At 72.8% G+C, this 16,721-nt stretch carries 18 protein-coding genes; 8 read left to right on the top strand and 10 right to left on the bottom strand.

Annotated elements, in window-relative coordinates:
- Positions 1-24: 24 nt before the first annotated feature.
- Genes ACYBSK_RS17260 through ACYBSK_RS17250 form a run of 3 tightly spaced genes read left to right on the top strand, consistent with a single transcriptional unit; the run spans position 25 to position 2,851 of the window.
- Positions 25-1,065 (top strand): ABC transporter substrate-binding protein, encoded by a 1,041-nt coding sequence (locus ACYBSK_RS17260; protein WP_457477990.1) that lies wholly within the window; start codon positions 25-27, stop codon positions 1,063-1,065.
- Positions 1,062-2,078, top strand: a complete 1,017-nt coding sequence (locus ACYBSK_RS17255) for a FecCD family ABC transporter permease (protein ID WP_457477989.1) — start codon at positions 1,062-1,064, stop codon at positions 2,076-2,078. Before ACYBSK_RS17260 ends, ACYBSK_RS17255 begins: the two co-directional genes overlap by 4 nt.
- Positions 2,075-2,851 (top strand): ABC transporter ATP-binding protein, encoded by a 777-nt coding sequence (locus ACYBSK_RS17250; protein WP_457477988.1) that lies wholly within the window; start codon positions 2,075-2,077, stop codon positions 2,849-2,851. The genes ACYBSK_RS17255 and ACYBSK_RS17250 overlap by 4 nt, the downstream gene beginning before the upstream one ends.
- A 1-nt stretch (position 2,852) precedes the next feature.
- On the opposite strand, the gene ACYBSK_RS17245 is transcribed toward ACYBSK_RS17250, so the two are convergent.
- Complete coding sequence (locus tag ACYBSK_RS17245) at positions 2,853-3,473, bottom strand: L-threonylcarbamoyladenylate synthase (RefSeq protein WP_457477987.1); 621 nt, start codon at positions 3,471-3,473, stop codon at positions 2,853-2,855.
- A 158-nt stretch (positions 3,474-3,631) separates the two neighbouring features.
- On the opposite strand from ACYBSK_RS17245, the gene ACYBSK_RS17240 reads away from it, so the two are divergent.
- A complete protein-coding gene (locus ACYBSK_RS17240; protein WP_457477986.1) occupies positions 3,632-4,783 on the top strand; it encodes a hypothetical protein in 1,152 nt (383 codons plus the stop codon).
- A gap of 50 nt (positions 4,784-4,833) precedes the next feature.
- Positions 4,834-5,505: an SMI1/KNR4 family protein gene (locus ACYBSK_RS17235; RefSeq protein WP_457477985.1), complete on the top strand. Its 672-nt coding sequence runs from the start codon at positions 4,834-4,836 to the stop codon at positions 5,503-5,505.
- Positions 5,506-5,572: 67 nt separating this feature from the next.
- On the opposite strand, the gene ACYBSK_RS17230 is transcribed toward ACYBSK_RS17235, so the two are convergent.
- Positions 5,573-5,944, bottom strand: coding sequence for a hypothetical protein (locus tag ACYBSK_RS17230; protein ID WP_460246731.1), 372 nt, complete (start codon positions 5,942-5,944; stop codon positions 5,573-5,575).
- Between the two features lie 75 nt (positions 5,945-6,019).
- On the opposite strand from ACYBSK_RS17230, the gene ACYBSK_RS17225 reads away from it, so the two are divergent.
- Positions 6,020-6,376, top strand: coding sequence for a DUF779 domain-containing protein (locus tag ACYBSK_RS17225; protein ID WP_457477983.1), 357 nt, complete (start codon positions 6,020-6,022; stop codon positions 6,374-6,376).
- A 38-nt stretch (positions 6,377-6,414) separates the two neighbouring features.
- Positions 6,415-7,647, top strand: coding sequence for a phosphodiester glycosidase family protein (locus ACYBSK_RS17220; RefSeq protein WP_460246730.1), 1,233 nt, complete (start codon positions 6,415-6,417; stop codon positions 7,645-7,647).
- Positions 7,648-7,662: 15 nt separating this feature from the next.
- On the opposite strand, the gene ACYBSK_RS17215 is transcribed toward ACYBSK_RS17220, so the two are convergent.
- From ACYBSK_RS17215 to ACYBSK_RS17205, 3 genes are all read right to left on the bottom strand, one after another.
- Positions 7,663-7,857: a hypothetical protein gene (locus tag ACYBSK_RS17215; RefSeq protein WP_457477981.1), complete on the bottom strand. Its 195-nt coding sequence runs from the start codon at positions 7,855-7,857 to the stop codon at positions 7,663-7,665.
- A 111-nt stretch (positions 7,858-7,968) separates the two neighbouring features.
- On the bottom strand, positions 7,969-8,829 hold the full coding sequence (locus ACYBSK_RS17210; protein WP_460246729.1) for a phosphatidylinositol-specific phospholipase C/glycerophosphodiester phosphodiesterase family protein: 861 nt from the start codon (positions 8,827-8,829) through the stop codon (positions 7,969-7,971).
- Between the two features lie 168 nt (positions 8,830-8,997).
- Complete coding sequence (locus ACYBSK_RS17205) at positions 8,998-9,954, bottom strand: RNA polymerase sigma-70 factor (protein ID WP_460246728.1); 957 nt, start codon at positions 9,952-9,954, stop codon at positions 8,998-9,000.
- A gap of 157 nt (positions 9,955-10,111) precedes the next feature.
- Between ACYBSK_RS17205 and ACYBSK_RS17200 the strand changes: the two genes are divergently transcribed.
- Entirely contained in the window at positions 10,112-11,632 is a 1,521-nt protein-coding gene (locus ACYBSK_RS17200; protein ID WP_460246727.1) for an MFS transporter, read from the top strand.
- A gap of 29 nt (positions 11,633-11,661) precedes the next feature.
- Here the strand turns inward: ACYBSK_RS17200 and ACYBSK_RS17195 are convergent, their stop codons facing one another.
- Genes ACYBSK_RS17195 through ACYBSK_RS17175 form a run of 5 tightly spaced genes read right to left on the bottom strand, consistent with a single transcriptional unit; the run spans position 11,662 to position 16,704 of the window.
- Positions 11,662-12,315 carry an ABC transporter ATP-binding protein gene (locus tag ACYBSK_RS17195; RefSeq protein ID WP_460246726.1) on the bottom strand — a complete coding sequence of 218 codons (654 nt, stop codon included), beginning with the start codon at positions 12,313-12,315 and terminating at the stop codon, positions 11,662-11,664.
- Complete coding sequence (locus ACYBSK_RS17190; protein ID WP_460247047.1) at positions 12,308-13,225, bottom strand: ABC transporter ATP-binding protein; 918 nt, start codon at positions 13,223-13,225, stop codon at positions 12,308-12,310. The genes ACYBSK_RS17195 and ACYBSK_RS17190 overlap by 8 nt, the downstream gene beginning before the upstream one ends.
- A gap of 41 nt (positions 13,226-13,266) precedes the next feature.
- On the bottom strand, positions 13,267-14,139 hold the full coding sequence (locus tag ACYBSK_RS17185) for an ABC transporter permease (protein WP_457477976.1): 873 nt from the start codon (positions 14,137-14,139) through the stop codon (positions 13,267-13,269).
- On the bottom strand, positions 14,132-15,124 hold the full coding sequence (locus ACYBSK_RS17180) for an ABC transporter permease (RefSeq protein WP_460246725.1): 993 nt from the start codon (positions 15,122-15,124) through the stop codon (positions 14,132-14,134). Before ACYBSK_RS17180 ends, ACYBSK_RS17185 begins: the two co-directional genes overlap by 8 nt.
- Complete coding sequence (locus ACYBSK_RS17175; RefSeq protein ID WP_460246724.1) at positions 15,121-16,704, bottom strand: ABC transporter substrate-binding protein; 1,584 nt, start codon at positions 16,702-16,704, stop codon at positions 15,121-15,123. Before ACYBSK_RS17175 ends, ACYBSK_RS17180 begins: the two co-directional genes overlap by 4 nt.
- Between the last annotated feature and the right edge of the window lie 17 nt (positions 16,705-16,721).

Here is a 16,721-nt window from a genome sequence, read left to right as displayed (position 1 = left end):
GAGCCCTGTACTGAAGGAATCCCTGTGCCCTTCGCACGCCGTGTCCGCCTGCTGGTGCCCCTGATGGCCGGCGCCCTGCTCCTGACCGCCTGCGGCGGCGACGCCGACACCTCGGCCGGATCCAAGAACGCCGGGTCCGCCGTCACCCTCGACAACTGCGGGACCCGGGTCGAGGTGGCGCACACGCCGAAGCGCGCCGTCTCGCTCGACCAGGGCTCCACGGAGATCATGCTGTCGCTGGGGCTCGCCGACCGCATGGTGGGCACCGCCACCTGGACCGACCCCGTTCTCAAGGGACTTGAGAAGCAGAACGCCGAGGTGCCGCGGCTGGCCGACCAGTACCCGTCGTTCGAGAAGGTGCTGGACAAGGAGCCGGACTTCGTCACCGCCTCCTTCCTGGCGACCGTCAGCAAGGGCGGCGTGGCCGACCGCGCACAGTTCGAGAAGCTCGGCGTGCCCACGTACCTCTCCCCCGCCGACTGCGTCGGCAAGGACAACAGCGGTGACGGCGACGGCCGGCGCACGAAGGCGCTCGACCTGAACACCGTGTTCGACGAGATCCGCGATCTGTCGCGCGTCTTCGACGTCGAGGACCGCGGGGACGCGCTGATCGAGCGGCTGAAGTCCCGCGTCGCCAAGGCCACCCGGTCCGTCGACGCCGGCGATGTCAGCCTGCTCTACTGGTTCGCCAACTCCGAGTCCCCCTACATGGCGGGCTGCTGCGGCGCCCCCGGCATCATCACGGGCGAGCTGGGCGCGAAGAACGTCTTCGACGACACGCACGACGAATGGCCGCAGATCAACTGGGAGACGGTCGCCGACCGCGACCCCGACCTGCTCGTCATCGGCGACCTGACCCGCCGCTCGCAGACCGCCGAGTCCGGCGCCGCGAAGATCGAGTTCCTGGAGAGCAACCCCGTCACGAAGAACATGACCGCCGTGAAGGAGAAGCGGTACGTGTTCCTCAGCGGTCAGGCGATGAACCCGACGATCCGTACGATCGACGGGATCGAGGAGGTCGCCGCGGCGATCAAGAAGTTCGGCCCGGCCGAGCGCGACAAGTGAGGGCGCTGAGGCCCACCGCGCTGTGGTCGGCGGGTGTGCTGCTGCTGTGCGTGTCGCTCGCCGTGGCGATCACCATCGGTCCCGCCCACATCCAGGTCGCGGACGTGTGGTCGGCGGTGGCGGCGCGCCTCGGCTGGGGCTCCTCGGACCTCAGCCCGATCCGGGACGGCATCGTGTGGAACCTGCGGCTGCCGCGCACCCTGCTCGCCGCGGTGTGCGGGGCCGGGCTCGCGGTCTGCGGCACCGTGCTCCAGTCGCTGCTGCGCAACCCGTTGGCCGACCCGTTCGTCCTCGGGGTCTCCTCGGGGGCGTCGACCGGCGCGGTCCTCGTGGTGGTGCTCTCCCTCGGCGGGGGTGTGCTGTCGCTGTCCGGGGGCGCGTTCCTCGGCGCGGTGGTCTCCTTCGCCCTGGTGCTGCTGCTCAGTCATCGCCTCGGCGGAACGGTGGACCGCGTGGTGCTCTGCGGTGTCGCCGCGATGCAGCTGTTCTCGGCGCTGACCTCGTTCATCGTGCTGACGTCCGCCGACGCGGAGACCACACGCAGCGTCCTGTTCTGGCTGCTCGGCTCGCTGAGCGGCGCGGACTGGACCGATGTGTGGCTGTGCCTCTCGGTCCTCGTGGTGTGTCTCGCGGTGTGCCTGGGGCACGCCCGTACCCTCGACGCCTTCGCGTTCGGGCCGGAGGCGGCGGCCGCGCTCGGCGTCCATGTGGCGCGGACCCGGATCGTGCTGCTGTGCGTCACGGCGCTGCTCACCGCGGCGCTGGTCAGCACCGCGGGCGCGATCGGTTTCGTCGGGCTGGTGCTGCCGCACGCGGCACGCGCCCTGGTGGGGCCGGGGCACGCCCGGCTGCTGCCGGTCACCGCGCTCACCGGCGCGCTGTTCCTGGTGTGGGTGGACACCGTGGCCCGTACCGTTCTCGATCCGCAGGAGGTTCCCGTGGGGGTGGTGACGTCGCTGATCGGCGTCCCGGCGTTCGTGTTCGTGCTGTACCGGCGGAAGGCGGCACGATGAGCGCCGGTCTGCGCGCGCAGCGCGTGTCCCGGTCGGCCGGCGGCGCGCTCATCCTCGACGGAGTGAGCCTGACTCCGCATCCCGGGGGCATCACCGGTCTGCTCGGCCCCAACGGTTCGGGCAAGTCGACCCTGCTGCGGCTGCTCTCCGGCGTGCTCGCCGCGGACAGTGGCACGGTCATGCTGGACGACGAGCCGCTGGCCTCGGTGGGACGCCGCGACGCCGCGCGCCGCATCGCCGTGGTGGAGCAACAGTCGGACACCCAGGTCGACTTGACCGTCGGCGACGTCGTCCGCCTGGGCCGCATCCCGCACCGGCGGGCCTTCTCGTCGCCGTCGGCCGCGGACGAGGCGGCGGTGCGCTCGGCCCTGGAACGCACCGGGCTCACCGACCGCGTCGACCGCACCTGGCACACGTTGTCGGGCGGCGAACGCCAGCGCGTGCAGATCGCGCGGGCCCTGGCGCAGGAGCCGCGCGAGCTGCTGCTGGACGAGCCGACGAACCACCTGGACATTCAGCACCAGATCGAACTCCTCGACCTGATCGGCACCTTGGACGTCACGAGCGTCGTCGCCCTGCACGATCTGAACCTGGCCGCCACCTACTGCGCGCAAGTCGTCGTGCTGCGCGAGGGCCGGGTGGTGGCGGCGGGCGAGCCGGGCGACGTGCTCACCGAGGAGCTGATCGCCGACGTGTACGGGGTGCGCGCCGAGGTCACCCGCCCCGGCGCCCGCCCGCACATCCGCTATCTGGGCACGACGGCGTCGGCCTGAGTCACTCGAAGCGCTCGGTGTCCCCCGCGCCGCGCCGAACGATCTCGGCCTCGCCGCCGGAGAAGTCGATCACCGTCGTGGGCACGGTGCCGCAGTCGCCGGAGTCCACGACGGCGTCCACCTGGTGGTCGAGCCGTTCCTTGATCTCCCAGCCCTGCGTCAGCGGCTCCTCCTCGCCGGGCAGCAGCAGGGTGCTGGACAGCAGCGGCTCGCCGAGCTCGGCGAGCAGCGCCTGCGTCACCACGTGGTCGGGGATGCGCACGCCCACGGTCTTCTTCTTGGGGTGCTGGAGCTGGCGCGGCACCTCGCGGGTCGCGGGCAGGATGAAGGTGTAACTGCCGGGCGTGGCCGCCTTGATGGCGCGGAACACGTCGTTGTCGATCTGGACGAACCTGCCGAGCTGGGCGAAGTCCTGGCACACCAGGGTGAAGTGGTGCCGGTCGTCGAGCTGCCTGATCTGCCGGATCCGGTCGACGCCCGACCGGTTGCCGAGCCGGCAGCCGAGCGCGTAGCAGGAGTCGGTGGGGTAGGCGACGAGCGCGCTGTCGCGGATGCCGTCGGCGATCGCGGAGACGAGGCGCGCTTGCGGGTTTGCTGGGTGCACGTCGAAGTACCTGGCCATTCGGCGAGCGTACGGGATGGATCGCGCCACGCCGGGGTACACGGAGGGCGAATCGGGCACACACGCGCGACAATCCCGACACCGGCCCACCCTGCTCTGGCCCCGGCGCGCCCACGGACCCATACTGGTCGCGCCCCGATCACTCACAGAACGACTCCATGGCGAAGAAGAACTCAACTCCGACACCCGTCCCCGACACCGTGTGGCTCGGCCGCGGACGCCATCTCGGGTCCGAACCCGAGCGGGACGTCCGGCGCAACCTGATCGCCCTCAAGGCGGCGGGTGTGCTCGACGACTTCCTCGACCTCGATCCCGAGGACGCCGCGCGCTCCACGGTCCTGCACCCGCGCGACGAGGACTCCGTGCCCGGCCCCGGCGCCCGCCGGGTGTTCGAGGCGCGCTGGCGCGTCGCCGAGAACGTGACGGTGCGCGGCCAGCTCACGCTGTACGAGCCCGACACCCGTGCGAAGGGCCCGCAGGGCATCTCCTGGATCCTGGCCGCCGAGGCGGAGCGCGCCTGGGAGCTGACCTGGCCGTCTCCGGCGTCGATGTTCTGGCCGGACACCGACCGGGTGCCGTGGGACCACGACACGGTCGCAGGCCTGCGCCTGCGGGCGCCGAACCATCTACCCAAGGACGACGACGAGCTGCGCCGCCTGCTGAAGGACTGCTCGCGCGACAGCTGGTACGTGCAGGTCGTCATCCACGAGGCGATGACGCCGGACGCGCGCGGCCAGCGCTCGATCACCGAGTACCTGCCGCCGAGTCTGCGGCACCGTGTGGTCGAGCACCGGGCGACGCCGGAGCAGGCGCAGATCGTGGACTTCGGCCTGCGCAAGGACTTCAAGGCCGGCATGCCGCGCGGCGGCGGCGTCGTGCTGCCGACCACACCGCCGCACCCGGACTACACCGCGGACCGTTTCACCGTGCGCAGCGTGTTCCTCGACGGCAGCGAGCCGACCGAACTCCTCGACCGGATCCGGGAGTTCATGGCGTTCCCGCGCCCGCTGACCGGGGAGGCGGAGCAGGCCCTGACGCGGCTGCGCAAGGGCTGGCACCTGCTGACGCCGGACGAGGAGCTGGTGCACGCGCAGGACATGGTGACGCGGTACGCCGAGGCGCTCGACGCCATGACGAAGTCCCGGGACAGCTACCGGGAGGCGGCGGAAGCGGCGCGGGCGGCGCTCGCCGAGACGTCGGGCGGCGACGGTCTGCCGCGCACGGCGTCGGAGGCGGCCGAACACAAGGAGGTCTCGCCGTTCGGCACGCTCGGCAAGGCGTTCGGACGGTTCCGGGGGCCGACCAAGTAGCGCGGGGCCCGGCGCCGAGGGTGGTCGGTGGTGTCGGGGAGACTCGGGGCATGTCGAACACAGCTGACCGCGTGCAGGCCGCCTGGACGCGCATCGAGGACTGGCTGCGCGTCCACGCCCCGGTGTCCTACGAGGGCCTCGCCCCGCCCGCCGACCCCACCGAGGTCGAGCGGGCGCAGACGGAGCTGGGGCTGCGCTTCCCGGATTCGCTGCTGCGGTCGCTGGCCCGCCACGACGGCCTGCGGCACTGGGGCCTCACGTTCCCCGTGGCGTCGCCCTGCTCGGTCGCCGGGATCGTCGACTTCTGGCGGATGCGCATGGACATCCTGCGCTACGAGGTGTGGCCCGACCAGGAGGAGGCGGGGCTCGGCGACGACGACCTGGGCACCTACTGGGACCCGCGGTGGATACCGTGGGCGCACGACAACGCCGACGCGCAGATCATCGACCTGAGCGAGGGCCCGGAGCGGGGACGGCTCGGCATGAGCCGGCACGACGGCTCCGGCGACTTCACGGAGGGCTGGCCCTCACTGGCCGACTACCTCGAAGCCGTGGCGGACGTCCTGGAACGCGGCGGGACGGTGGCCACGCTGGCGCCGCTGCTCCGCGAGGGCTACGCGGACGGGCGGCCCGAACTGTGCTGGGACGTGCTGGACGCGTCGGGGAAGCCGCGCAACTTTACGACGGCCACCGCGGCGCCGACGCCGCGCTCGGGCGGCTGAGAAAGCCGGGACGCGACGCGGGGAGAGCCGGGACGCCCCGCCCGGCTCTCCCCGCGACAGGCGGGCCCTACGGCCCCTCGTCGGCCTCCGCCTCCGTGTCGCCCGGATCGGACATCCGCAGGGCGATCTCCTGAAGCAGTTCGCTGGAGCTGACGTCGCCGCGGCCCTCGTCGTGGATCTTCGCGAGCTGCGTGAAGAGAAACGCGAACGCCTCGACGAGCGACACGCTCGCCGGCATGAGCGCCGCGATGGTGAGTTCGGCCGCCTCCTCCGGCGTGGCCCCGGACGGAATCTCGATGGTCGGGAACACCTCCGACACGAGTCTTCCCAGTTGGGTCAGGTCGGTGTCGAGCTGCTCGCCGTCGCTGAGCCTGCGCACCATCTCGTGCGTCTCGGTGAGCACGCCGATCGCCCGCAGGATGATCTCCCTCTGTTCCATGTGCGGAGCTTATGCGGAGCGTCGTCGCGCGCGTGCAACGTGGTCGCAACGTCCTGCCGCTTTGACTGGCGTGTCATGACCGACGTACCCCGCGTGGAGCTGACGACCGAGGCCGCCGAACTGGTGCGGCGGCTGCGCGCGTCCCACGGCCCCTTGATGTTCCACCAGTCCGGCGGCTGCTGCGACGGCAGCGCGCCGATGTGCTACCCGGCGGGCGAGTTCCGCACGGGCGGCTCCGACGTGCTGCTCGCCGAGCTCTCGGTGGCGGGGGTGGCGGAACCGGTGTCGTTCTGGATGTCGAAGAGCCAGTACGAGGTGTGGAGTCACACCCGGCTGATCGTGGACGTCGTCGAGGGCCGCGGCAGCGGGTTCTCGCTGGAGGCACCCGAGGGCGTACGTTTCCTGATCCGTTCCCGGCTGGTCGGCGCCTAGCCATCGACGCACGCCTCCAGGTCTGCTGAACTCCCCAGATGCAGACCAGAGTTGGCAAGAGAGGCAGACGATTCCTCGCGGCCCTCGGGGTCGCCTCGATGCTGGCCGGTGCCGCCCTCACGGGTGCGTCACCGGCCGGCGCCGCTTCCGGCGAGCGGATCGCTCCGGGCGTCACGTACACGGAGTTCGACGTCCCCGCCGCCAAGGGCACCGCGCACGCGCATGTCCTCACCGTCGATCTGACCGACCCGCGCGTGCGGGTGGACCTGCTGCATCCGGGCGTGGTCGGGGCGCGCGCCACCGTGTCCTCGATGGCCGACACGGGCGGCGCCGTCGGCGGGGTCAACGGGGACTTCTTCAACATTACGGAGAGCCAGCACCCGGGCGTCGAGGTGACGGGCGCCGCGGTCGGACCGGCGATCGCGTCCGGGCAGGCGCTGAAGGCGGCCGTGCCCAACGGGCAGCGTTTCGGTCCCGCGCTGCCGCCCGGCACGTCCACGCAGGACGTCCTCGGCGTCGGTGTCGACCGCCGCGCGCGGCTCGACAGTCTGGCGCTCGACGGGTCGGTCCGTACGCGGGACGACCGGTTGCCGCTGGGCGGGCTCAACCAGTACGCGCTGCCGGTGGGTTCGGTGGGGGCGTTCACGTCCGACTGGGGCAGCGTGTCGCGGGTGCGGGCGACCTGCGGCACGGACACCCAGCGGGCCGCGCCGTGCAGCACGGACACGTACGAGGTGACGGTGCGGCGCGGGCGGGTGGTGGCGTCGGCCGAGACGCCGGGCAGCGGGACGATAGCGGGCGGCACCACGGTGCTGGTCGGCCGGGAGGCGGGGGCGCAGTGGCTGCACAAGCTGTCGGCGGGTGACCCGGTCGCGGTCCGCCACCGGCTCGTCGCCGCCCGGTCGCACGTCCCGTACCGCTTCGCGGTGGGCGGCTACCCGGTGCTGCGCGACGGGGCGCCGCTGCCCGGTCTGGACGCGGCCACGTCGGCGGTGCGCACGGCGGCCGGTGTCGGGGACCACGGCCGCACCCTGTTCCTGCTGGCCCTCGACGGGGCGCCCGCCTACCGCACCGGCATGTCGATCGCCGAAGTGGCGTCCGCCATGCGGTCGTTGGGCTCGGACGACGCCTTCAGCCTGGACGGCGGCGGTTCGTCGACGCTGGTGGCGCGCCCGCCGGGGGCGGCGACGGTGACGGTCCGCAATCATCCGAGCGATCCGCCGGAGCGTGCGGTCGCGAACGGCATAGGGGTCTTCTCGGCCGCCGGGTAGCGCTCCCCCACGGGCTCACGGGTCGAGGCTGCTGACCAGCCCGGCGGTGGAGTTGATGCCGTCGTGGATGGTCGGCGCCGCGTCCGTGCCCGCGAGCAGGAAGCCCAGGAGGACGCACACGACGGCGTGCGACAGCTTCATGGCCCCGTTGCGCAGGAACAGCACCGCGACGACCAGGAGCAGCAGCACGACGGAAATGGACAGGGACATCGCCGGACCTCCTCCGCCACGTCAACACCGTGGCTGTCGGCCGCAAGTGTGACGCAGCGAAGGACGCCGACCGGGGCACGACCTGTCCCCCGAACGGGTGTTAACGGGGGGTCACCGGTCGTACGTTTCCAGGAACGCGCGCAGCCCGGCGAGGTCGTCGGTGTTCAGGTGGTCGACATCGGCTGCCACCAATTCGCGCCATACGGCGTCCCGTTCGGGGCCCGCGACGTCCGGTGTCGCCCAGAAGCGGACGCGCTGTCCGCGCGCGTGCGCGGCGCCGACGATGCCGCGCAGTTTGTCGCGCTCCGCGTCCGGCATCGGCCCACTGCCCAGCCAGGTGAAGTTGTTGGCCCAGTTGTCGCTGATGAGCGGGATGAACGAGGCGGGCGCCGCGCTGCCGAGGTCGGTGAGGCGCCCGTCGTAGAAGGCGCTGCGCACACGCTGCGCCTCCATGGGCGCGCGGGCGGCCCGGTCACCGGACACGACGGCCGTCACCGCCCCCTTGCGCACCCGCCCATGGGCGTACGTGGTGAACAGGCGGCCGTAGCCGCGCAGTTGGCGGTTGAGTTCCTTGTACGTGGCCGCGCCGTCGGTCTTGATGTCGACGAGCAGTTGGAGCGGGGTACGCCAGCCCCGGCACACCGAGCCGTGGTTGGCCCTCACGCGGGCGGCGAGCGGGGCGAGGTAGAGGGCGTCCAGGGTGCGGGCGGGGTCGAGGTCGACGGGGTCGTGGGCGACGAGGAGGTCGCCGTTCACGAGGTAGATGTCGGCCTCGACGCTGTTGAACCGCTGGTCGAGCGCGTCGAACAGGGGCCGCTGGTGTTCGTAGTCGTTGTGGGCGTGGGCGCGGCGCAGCGGTCCGGGGCCGCGCTTGCCGCCGGTGGCCTGCGCGACGCCGGTTCCGGCGACGGATCCGGCGGCGAGCGCGCCGGCGAGGGTGCCGAGGGCTCTGCGACGAGTGGTCGGGGCCATGCGTGCCTCCCGTGGTGGGCCGGTGGGACACGGTGAGTATGCGCGGCCGTGTCGCCGAACCGGCAGAGGTGGGACGGGAGTTGGCCGGACGGACTCCCCCGGTTCACCGGGGCGCCCCGCAACGCGCCGGTCACGGGCGTGCGCGGCGGTCGCGTGTGGCCGGATCGGTCACCGGCTCACGGTCGTCGCCCGTTCCACCCGTGACAGCTTCTCGGGGTTGCGCACGTGGTAAGCGCCGGTGACGAGGCCGTTCTCGACGCGGACCGCCACCACACCGTCGACCTCCCCGGCGACGCGGACGACGAGGCCGGGGCCGCCGTTGATCGGGACGATCTCGACGGACCTGTGGGCATCGCGCCGCCACCAGCCCGTGGCCAGCAGGCGCGCCACCTTGTCGGCGCCCAGCACCGGCCGCAGCAGGGCGTGCTTGATGCCGCCGCCGTCGCTGAGGGCGACGACGTCCGGGGCCAGGATGTCGAGCAGGCGTCGCAGATCGCCGGTCTCGACCGCGCGTTGGAACGCTTCGAGCGCGGCTCGGGTCTGGGCCGGGGAGGCGATGCCGCGGGGCCGGCGCGCGGCGACGTGGGAGCGCGCCCGGTAGGCGATCTGCCGTACGGCGCCCGGGGTCCTGTCGACGGCGGCGGCGATGTCCTCGTACTCCAGGGCGAACACCTCGCGCAGCACGAACACCGCCCGTTCGACCGGCGCAAGCGTCTCCAGGACGAGCAGCATCGCCATGGAGACGCTCTCGGCGAGTTCGACGTCCTCCGCCACGTCCGGGGTGGTCAGCAGCGGTTCGGGCAGCCAGGGCCCGACGTAGGACTCCTTGCGGCGCCCGAGCGCGCGCAGCCGGTCCAGCGTCTGCCGGGTGACGATGCGCACGAGGTAGGCGCGCGGCTCCCGGACGGCGGCCAGGTCGACGCGCACCCACCGCAGCCAGGTCTCCTGGAGGACGTCCTCGGCGTCCGCGGCCGAGCCGAGCATCTCGTAGGCCACGGTGAACAGCAGATTGCGGTGGGCGACGAACACGGCCGTCGCCGCGTCCACCGCCCCTGCATTCTTCGGTTCGTCGCGTCCGCTCATCCCCGGCTCCCGTCTCGTCGGCCTCGCTCCTGCGTCGGGCATCAGACGACGCCCGGCGCCACTCTGTGACATCCGGGCCGAGTGGCGCAGGTCACAAGAGCGGAGTGTCACGCGGTGCGGGGCGCGGACGTCCTGTGTGCGTCCGGTCGCCGTGGCCACGCCCGCCGCGGCGCGCAGCACCTGAAGTGGGGAAGAAGTCATGCCACTGACGAAAGCGGCGAACGCGCAGGCCCGGTCGGCCGATGCGCGCCGCTGGTCCGCGCTGCTGTTCATCGCGCTGGCCCAGCTCATGATCGTTCTGGACGGCACGGTCGTGAACATCGCGCTGCCGTCGCTCCAGCGGGATCTCGGCATCTCCGACGGCGACCGGCAGTGGATCATCACCGCGTACACGCTGGCGTTCGGCAGCCTGCTGCTGCTCGGCGGTCGGATCGCCGACTGCACCGGCCGCAAACGGGCCTTTCTCATCGGGTTGCTGGGTTTCGCCGGTGCGTCGGCGCTCGGTGGCGCCGCGGACGGTTTCGGAGTCCTGCTGAGCGCCCGCGCCTTGCAGGGGGCGTTCGCCGCGCTGCTCGGCCCGTCCGCGCTCTCCCTGCTCACGGTGACGTTCACGCAGCCCAAGGAGCGCGCCAGGGCGTTCGGGATCTGGGGCGCCGTGACGGCCGTGGGCGGCGCGATCGGACTGCTCGCCGGTGGCGCGCTCACCGAGTACCTGGACTGGCGCTGGTGCCTGTACGTCAGCGTGCCCATCGCCCTGGTCGCGGCGGTCGGCGGCCACGCGCTGATCTCCGAGTCGCGGACCGCGGGACGCGCCCGGTTCGACCTTCCCGGCGTCCTTCTGGTGACCGGCGGGCTCGTCGCCCTCGTGTACGGCACGAGCCGCGCGGAGTCCGACGGCTGGGCCTCGGCGAACGTCCTCGGGCTGCTGGCCGCGGGCGCCGTGCTGCTCGCCGCGTTCGCTCTCGTCGAGAGCCGGGTCGCGCAGCCGATGCTGCCGCCGCGGCTGGTCGCCGACCGGACCCGCGGGGGCGCGTATCTCAGCGTGGGCCTCGCGATGGTCGGCATGTTCGGCGCGTTCCTCTTCCTGACGTACTACTTGCAGGCCGTGAAGGGGTACTCGCCGGTCCGTACCGGGGTGGCGTTCCTGCCGATGACCCTGGCGGTGCTGCTGTCCGCCGGTGGGCTCGCGGCCCGGCTGCTGCCGAAGGCCGCGCCGCGCGCGCTGATCGTGCCGGGGCTGACGCTCGTGGCCTCCGGGATGCTGTGGCTGCGCACTCTGGAGACCGATTCCGGTTACGTCGAGGGGGTGCTGGTCGCCGGGCTGTTGCTGGGGCTCGGCTCGGGCATGATCATGCCGGTGGCCTTCAACTACGCCACGCACGGCGTCGACCAGCGGGACGCGGGCGTCGCCTCGGCGAGCGTCAACACGGCGCAGCAGGTCAGCAGTTCGCTGGGGACCGCGCTGCTCAACACCATCGCCACCAGCGCGACGGCCACCTACGTGGCCGCGCACGCCGCGCAGGGCAGGAGCCCGGCGTTCGCGAAGGAAGCGATGCTGGAGGGGTTCGTGACGGCGGGCACGTGGGCCGCGGGGATCCTGCTGGCGGGCGCGGTGGTCGTCGCGGTGCTGATGAACACGCCGTGCCCCGCCCGCCCGGCCGGGGCCGACGACGCCGCCCGCGCTCCGGGGGACGCCGCGTCGGTGCTCGCCCGTCCCTGACCGCTGGGGCCTGTCGTTTGGATCAGGCCCTAGGTTCCGACCAGCTCGCCCCACTCCACCGTCCGCTCGCACCACCGCTCCAGGAGCACCCGGTCGTGCCCCACCGCCAGCAGCCCTGCCCCGCTCTCCCGCCGGTAGTCCTCCACCACGCCCACCAGCGCGGCCGTGGTCGACGCGTCGAGCATGGCGGTCATCTCGTCGCAGATCAGCCAGCGGGGGCGCAGGGTGAGGGCGCGGGCCAGGCAGGCGCGCTGGAGTTGGCCGTCGCTGACCTCGTGGGGGCGGCGGGGCAGGAGGTCGGGGCCCAGGCCCACCGTGTCGGCGAGTTCGCGCACCCGTGCGGTGCGGGCGGCGCCGTTCGCCCGCAGGGGTTCCGCGATCAGGTCGGCGAGGCGCAGCCGGGGGTCGGCGGAGAGGCGGGGCTGCTGGAAGACGACGCCGAACGCGGTGCGCTGGGCGCGCGGGGCGCGGTGCCGCCAGCCCCGGGCCGGTGCGCCGTCGACGACGACGCGGCCCGCGTCGGGGGCGTGCAGCAGCGCCGCGACGCGCGCCAGCGTCGACTTGCCGCAGCCGCTCGGGCCGAGGAGTCCGACGCTCTCGCCGGGGCGCAGGGTGAGCGACACGTCGCGCAGGACCGGGGCCCGACGGTCGTAACCGGCGGTGACGGAGTGCAGTTCAAGCACGGGTGGCCTCCTGGTGGGCCGGTACGGGGTGGTGGCAGGCCACGCCGTGCGTGAGGCGGGGCGGTTCGGCGCACCGCTCGTCGGCGGACCCGCAGCGCTGCGCGAACGCGCAGCCCCGTGGCAGCGCGCCGAGTTCCGGGGGCATGCCGGGGATCGGGGTGAACGCGCGGTCGGGCAGCGCGTCGAGGAGGCCCCGGGCGTAGGGGTGGCGGGGGCCCGGAGCGCCGAAGAAGGCGTCGGCCCCGGTCAGTTCGACGATGCGGCTCGCGTACATCACCGCCACCCGGTCGGCGATCCGCCGCGCCGCCGCGAGGTCGTGCGTGATGAGCAGGAGCGCGCGGTCGGTGCCGATGTGGCGGCGCAGTTCGTCGACGGTCCGCTCGACGAGGTCGCGGTCGAGGCCCGTGGTCGGCTCGTCCGCCAGGAGCAGGGGCGCGTCGCCGACGAGGGCGAGGGCGGTCGCGGCCCGCTGGGCGAGGCCGCCGGAGAGTTCGTGGGGGTACCGGTCGAGGTGGTCGGGCGGGAAGGCGGCCCGCTCGGCGGCGGCCCGCACCGCCGCCTGGAGCCGGGGGCCGCGGCGCGGCGCTCCCGTCAACTGCCGCAGCGTCTCGGCCAGTTGTGAGCGCACCGTACGGACCGGCGTGAGGTGCGCGGCGGGGCTCTGCGGCACGAGGCCGACCCGGCGGCCGCGGACGGTGCGCGCGAGCGTGGCCTCGTCCGCCGTCATGAGGTCCAGGTCACCGGCGCGCGCCGCGCCGGCCGTCTCCGCGTTCCCGGGCAGCAGGCCGAGCAGCGCCGACGCGAGCACGGACTTGCCGCAGCCGCTCTCCCCCACGAGGGCGAGGCACTCCCCCGCCCGCAGCTCGAAGGAGACGTCGGTGACGGCCCGGACGTACGCGCCGTCGCGCATCCGGAACCGTACGGACAGGCCGTCCACCGAAAGTACCGTGGTCACAGGGTCAGCTCCGATCGGCGGCGGGGGTTCAGGCGTTCGCGCCAGGCGCCCGCGAGGCCCGCGATCGCCAGGGTCGGCACGATGATGAACAGGCCGGGGAAGAGGGTCGGCCACCAGTCGCCCGCGAGGAGCGAACCGCGGGCCGTCTGCACGAGCGTGCCGAGGCTGGCCTGGTGGGTGGGCAGGCCCAACCCGAGGAAGGACAGGGCCGATTCGTGCCAGATGGCGTGCGGCACCATGAGGACGGCGGCGAGCGCGGCCTGTGGCAGGACGCCGGGCAGCAGGTGGCGCGCGGTCACCCGCCACCGCGAGGCCCCGCCGGAGATCGCCGCGTCGACGTAGGGCCGCGAGCGCAGCGACAGCACCTCCGCGCGCACGATGCGGGCGGTCGACAGCCAGTGCGTCAGGCCGACGGACACGACGACCGGCCACACGCCGGGCCGGAACATCGCGACGATGAAGATGCCGAGCAGCAGGTGCGGCACCGACGAGAACGTGTCCACGACGCGCATCACGCCCCGGTCCACCCACCCGCCGAGCGCGCCCGCGAGCGCCCCGACGGCGGTGCCGATGACGGTCGCGACGACCGCGGCCACCACACCGACGAGCAGCGAGACCCGCAGCCCGTACACGCAGCGCAGCAGCAGGTCGCGGCCGACGTCGTCGGTGCCGAACGGGTGCGCCCACGACGGCGGCCGGAGCTTCGCCGCGAGGTCGACGGCCTGCTGGTCGAGGTGGACGAGCGGCGGCACGAGGAGGACGGCGAGGACGACGAGTGTCACGATCACCGCGGACGTACGGATCCGCCACGCGCGCGTGGAGCGGCGCCGCACCCCGTGCGTGCGCCAGTGCAGGGCTTGTTCAGCCATCGAAGCCCACTCTCGGGTCGGCGATGCCGTACAGGAGGTCGGCGGCCCAGTTCCCGGCGAGGACGGCGAGCGTCGCGAGGACGGTGACGGCGGCGAGCAGCGGGAAGTCCACGGAGGTCGCCGCCTGCACGGTGGCGGCCGCGATGCCGGGCCAGCTGAACACGGTCTCCACGAGCAGCGCCCCGGTGATGAGTTCGGGTACGCGCGAGCCGATGAGCGTGAGCACGGGCAGGGTGCCGGAGCGCAGCGCGTGCCCGAACAGGACGGTGCGCGGTGCGAGGCCGCGCGCCCTGGCCCCGCGCACGGGGTCCTCGTCGAGCGCGTCGCCGACGCCCTGGCGTACGTACAGGACGAACCAGGGCAGCTGCGAGACGGCCAGCACGCCCGCGGGCAGCGCGAGATGGGACAGTACCTGTCCCGCGGTGACGGTCGACGAGCCGGTGTCGGTCAGTCCACCGGCCGGGAGCACACCCAGCTTCAGGGCGAACAGCCACACGGCGAGCAGGCCGAGCCAGAACGGCGGCGCGGCCTCCAGGGTGTACGCGAGCGAGGTGATCGCCCGGTCGAACCAGCCGCCCTGCCGGCGCGCGGCGAGGACCCCGAGGAGGGTGCCGAGGACGACGGCGACGAGGAACGCGGTGGCGGCCAGGAGCACGGACCAGCCGAGGCGCTCGCCGATGACCTGCGCGACCGGCTGCCGCATGACGGCCGAGTCGCCGAGGTCGCCGGTGAGCGCCGCCGTCAGCCACTGCCACCAGCGCGTGAACAGGGGCTGGTCCACGCCGAGGTTGGCGCGCAGCTGGTCGAGGTTCTCCTGCGAGGCGGTGAGGCCCGCCGTGCCCGCGTACGCCTTGACGGGGTCGAAGGGGGACGCCGCGGCGATCGCGAAGACGCCGAAGGTGACGGCGGCGAGGACGGGCACGGCGAACGCGATCCGCCGGCCCGTCAGACGCGCCATCGGCCCCCAGGGGAGCCGCTTGCTCATGCGCGCCAGTCCTCGACGTTCCACCAGGGCCCGGAGGCGAGCCCGTGGTCGTGCGGTTCGGTCTGCGTGGTGAGGTCGCCGAACTTCTTGTCGACGACGTACAGGTGGTCGATGTGGGTGAGGAAGGTGTAGCCGGGGTTCTTCACGAGTTCGCGCTGCACGGTGTCGTACGCGGCCTGCCGCTTCGCCTGGTCGTCGGTGCGGCGACCCTCCTCCAGGGCGGCGTCGACCTTCTCGTTGTCGTAGTGCGCCATGTTGTTGAAGCCGTCGCCCGCGAGGGAGGACTTGAGGAGCGTGTACTGGTCGAAGTCGGGGTCGGCGGGGGCGCCGCCGCCCGCGAGGACCGCGTCCTTCGGCATGCGCGGCTGGATGACCTCCCAGGTGCCGCTCTCGACCTTGACGTCGATGCCGAGCTTCTTGGCGTCGGAGGCGTAGGCGAGGGCGTGGTCCTGGCGGAGCTTGTCGCCGGTGAGGTACCAGAGCGGGAACGCCGCGCGCACGCCGTCCTTCTCGCGGATGCCGTCCTTGCCCGGCTTCCAACCCGCCTTGTCCAGCTGCTTCTTGGCCTTCGCCACGTCGTGGGCGCGCTCCGTGCCCCGGGTGAACCAGGGGCTGTCGGTGGGCACCGGGCCGTACGCCTCCTTGCCCGCGCCCTCCAGGATCTGGTCGACCATGGTCCCCCGGTCCACGCCGATGTCGAGGGCGCGCCGGATGTCGGTGTCGCCTGCCACCTCGTTGCCGGTCGGCAGGGTGACGACGCGGTAGTCGAAGGAGTTCGCCGCGTACGTCTTCTTGGCGGTGTCGGCCTGATACGTCTTGGCGAGGTTCGGCGGCAGGATGGCGCCGTCGAGGTCGCCGGAGCGCAGCCGGGTGGCGCGCACGTCGTCGTCCTTGATGATCGCCATGGTGAAGTTCTTGACCTTGGGCGCGCCGCCCCAGTAGCCGGGGTTGGCCTTGAAGACGAGCTTCTCGCCCTTGGACCACTTGACCAGCGTGTACGGTCCGGTGCCGATCGGCTTGGTGGTGAACTTCCCGTTGTTCACGTCCTGGCGGCCCGCGACGTGCTCGGGCGCGATGGGCAGGACGGTGCGCTCGGCGAACGGCGCGTAGGGGTACTTGAGGTGGAAGACGACGGTGTCGTCGCCCTTGGCCTCGACGCTCTCGACGGCGTCGAGTTCGGTCCTGGACGCGTTGTTGGTCTTCTTGTCGAGGATGGTCTCGTACGTGAAGACGACGTCCTTCGACGTGAACGGCTCGCCGTCGCTGAACTTCACGCCGTCGCGCAGCTCGTACGTGTAGGTGCGGCCGTCGTCGCTCACCTTCGGCAGCTCGGCGGCGAGCGCCGGCTTGAGCTTCATGTCGGCGTCGTGCGTGAGCAGTCCGTCGAAGATCTTCGAGTTCCCGTCCTTGCCGTAGCCGAGGAGCGGGCTGAGGCTGTCGGGCTCGTAGGCGATGCCGACCACGGCGCTGTCGCTGCCGCCGCCCTTGGCGTCGTCGTTCGGCGCCGCGCAGGCCGCAGCGGTCACCGCCAGTGCGGTGACCGCTGCTCCCGCTATCGCGCTCCGTGCCGGCCTGGCCACGTCACCCACCCCTATTC

It is taken from the genome of Streptomyces sp. BYX5S, assembly GCF_054724165.1.
The sequence above is the reverse complement of the archived record's forward strand: the minus strand, read 5'-3'. Positions and strand labels throughout refer to the sequence as shown.

Bases quoted from the DNA above. Each gene is read 5' to 3' on its own strand.
- ACYBSK_RS17250 (WP_457477988.1), top strand. From the start codon at position 2,075: ATGAGCGCCGGTCTGCGCGCGCAGCGCGTGTCCCGGTCGGCCGGCGGC.
- ACYBSK_RS17245 (WP_457477987.1), bottom strand. From the start codon at position 3,473: ATGGCCAGGTACTTCGACGTGCACCCAGCAAACCCGCAAGCGCGCCTC.
- ACYBSK_RS17240 (WP_457477986.1), top strand. From the start codon at position 3,632: ATGGCGAAGAAGAACTCAACTCCGACACCCGTCCCCGACACCGTGTGG.
- ACYBSK_RS17235 (WP_457477985.1), top strand. From the start codon at position 4,834: ATGTCGAACACAGCTGACCGCGTGCAGGCCGCCTGGACGCGCATCGAG.
- ACYBSK_RS17230 (WP_460246731.1), bottom strand. From the start codon at position 5,944: ATGGAACAGAGGGAGATCATCCTGCGGGCGATCGGCGTGCTCACCGAG.
- ACYBSK_RS17225 (WP_457477983.1), top strand. From the start codon at position 6,020: ATGACCGACGTACCCCGCGTGGAGCTGACGACCGAGGCCGCCGAACTG.
- ACYBSK_RS17220 (WP_460246730.1), top strand. From the start codon at position 6,415: ATGCAGACCAGAGTTGGCAAGAGAGGCAGACGATTCCTCGCGGCCCTC.
- ACYBSK_RS17215 (WP_457477981.1), bottom strand. From the start codon at position 7,857: ATGTCCCTGTCCATTTCCGTCGTGCTGCTGCTCCTGGTCGTCGCGGTG.
- ACYBSK_RS17210 (WP_460246729.1), bottom strand. From the start codon at position 8,829: ATGGCCCCGACCACTCGTCGCAGAGCCCTCGGCACCCTCGCCGGCGCG.
- ACYBSK_RS17205 (WP_460246728.1), bottom strand. From the start codon at position 9,954: ATGCCCGACGCAGGAGCGAGGCCGACGAGACGGGAGCCGGGGATGAGC.
- ACYBSK_RS17200 (WP_460246727.1), top strand. From the start codon at position 10,112: ATGCCACTGACGAAAGCGGCGAACGCGCAGGCCCGGTCGGCCGATGCG.
- ACYBSK_RS17190 (WP_460247047.1), bottom strand. From the start codon at position 13,225: ATGCGCGACGGCGCGTACGTCCGGGCCGTCACCGACGTCTCCTTCGAG.
- ACYBSK_RS17185 (WP_457477976.1), bottom strand. From the start codon at position 14,139: ATGGCTGAACAAGCCCTGCACTGGCGCACGCACGGGGTGCGGCGCCGC.
- ACYBSK_RS17180 (WP_460246725.1), bottom strand. From the start codon at position 15,124: ATGAGCAAGCGGCTCCCCTGGGGGCCGATGGCGCGTCTGACGGGCCGG.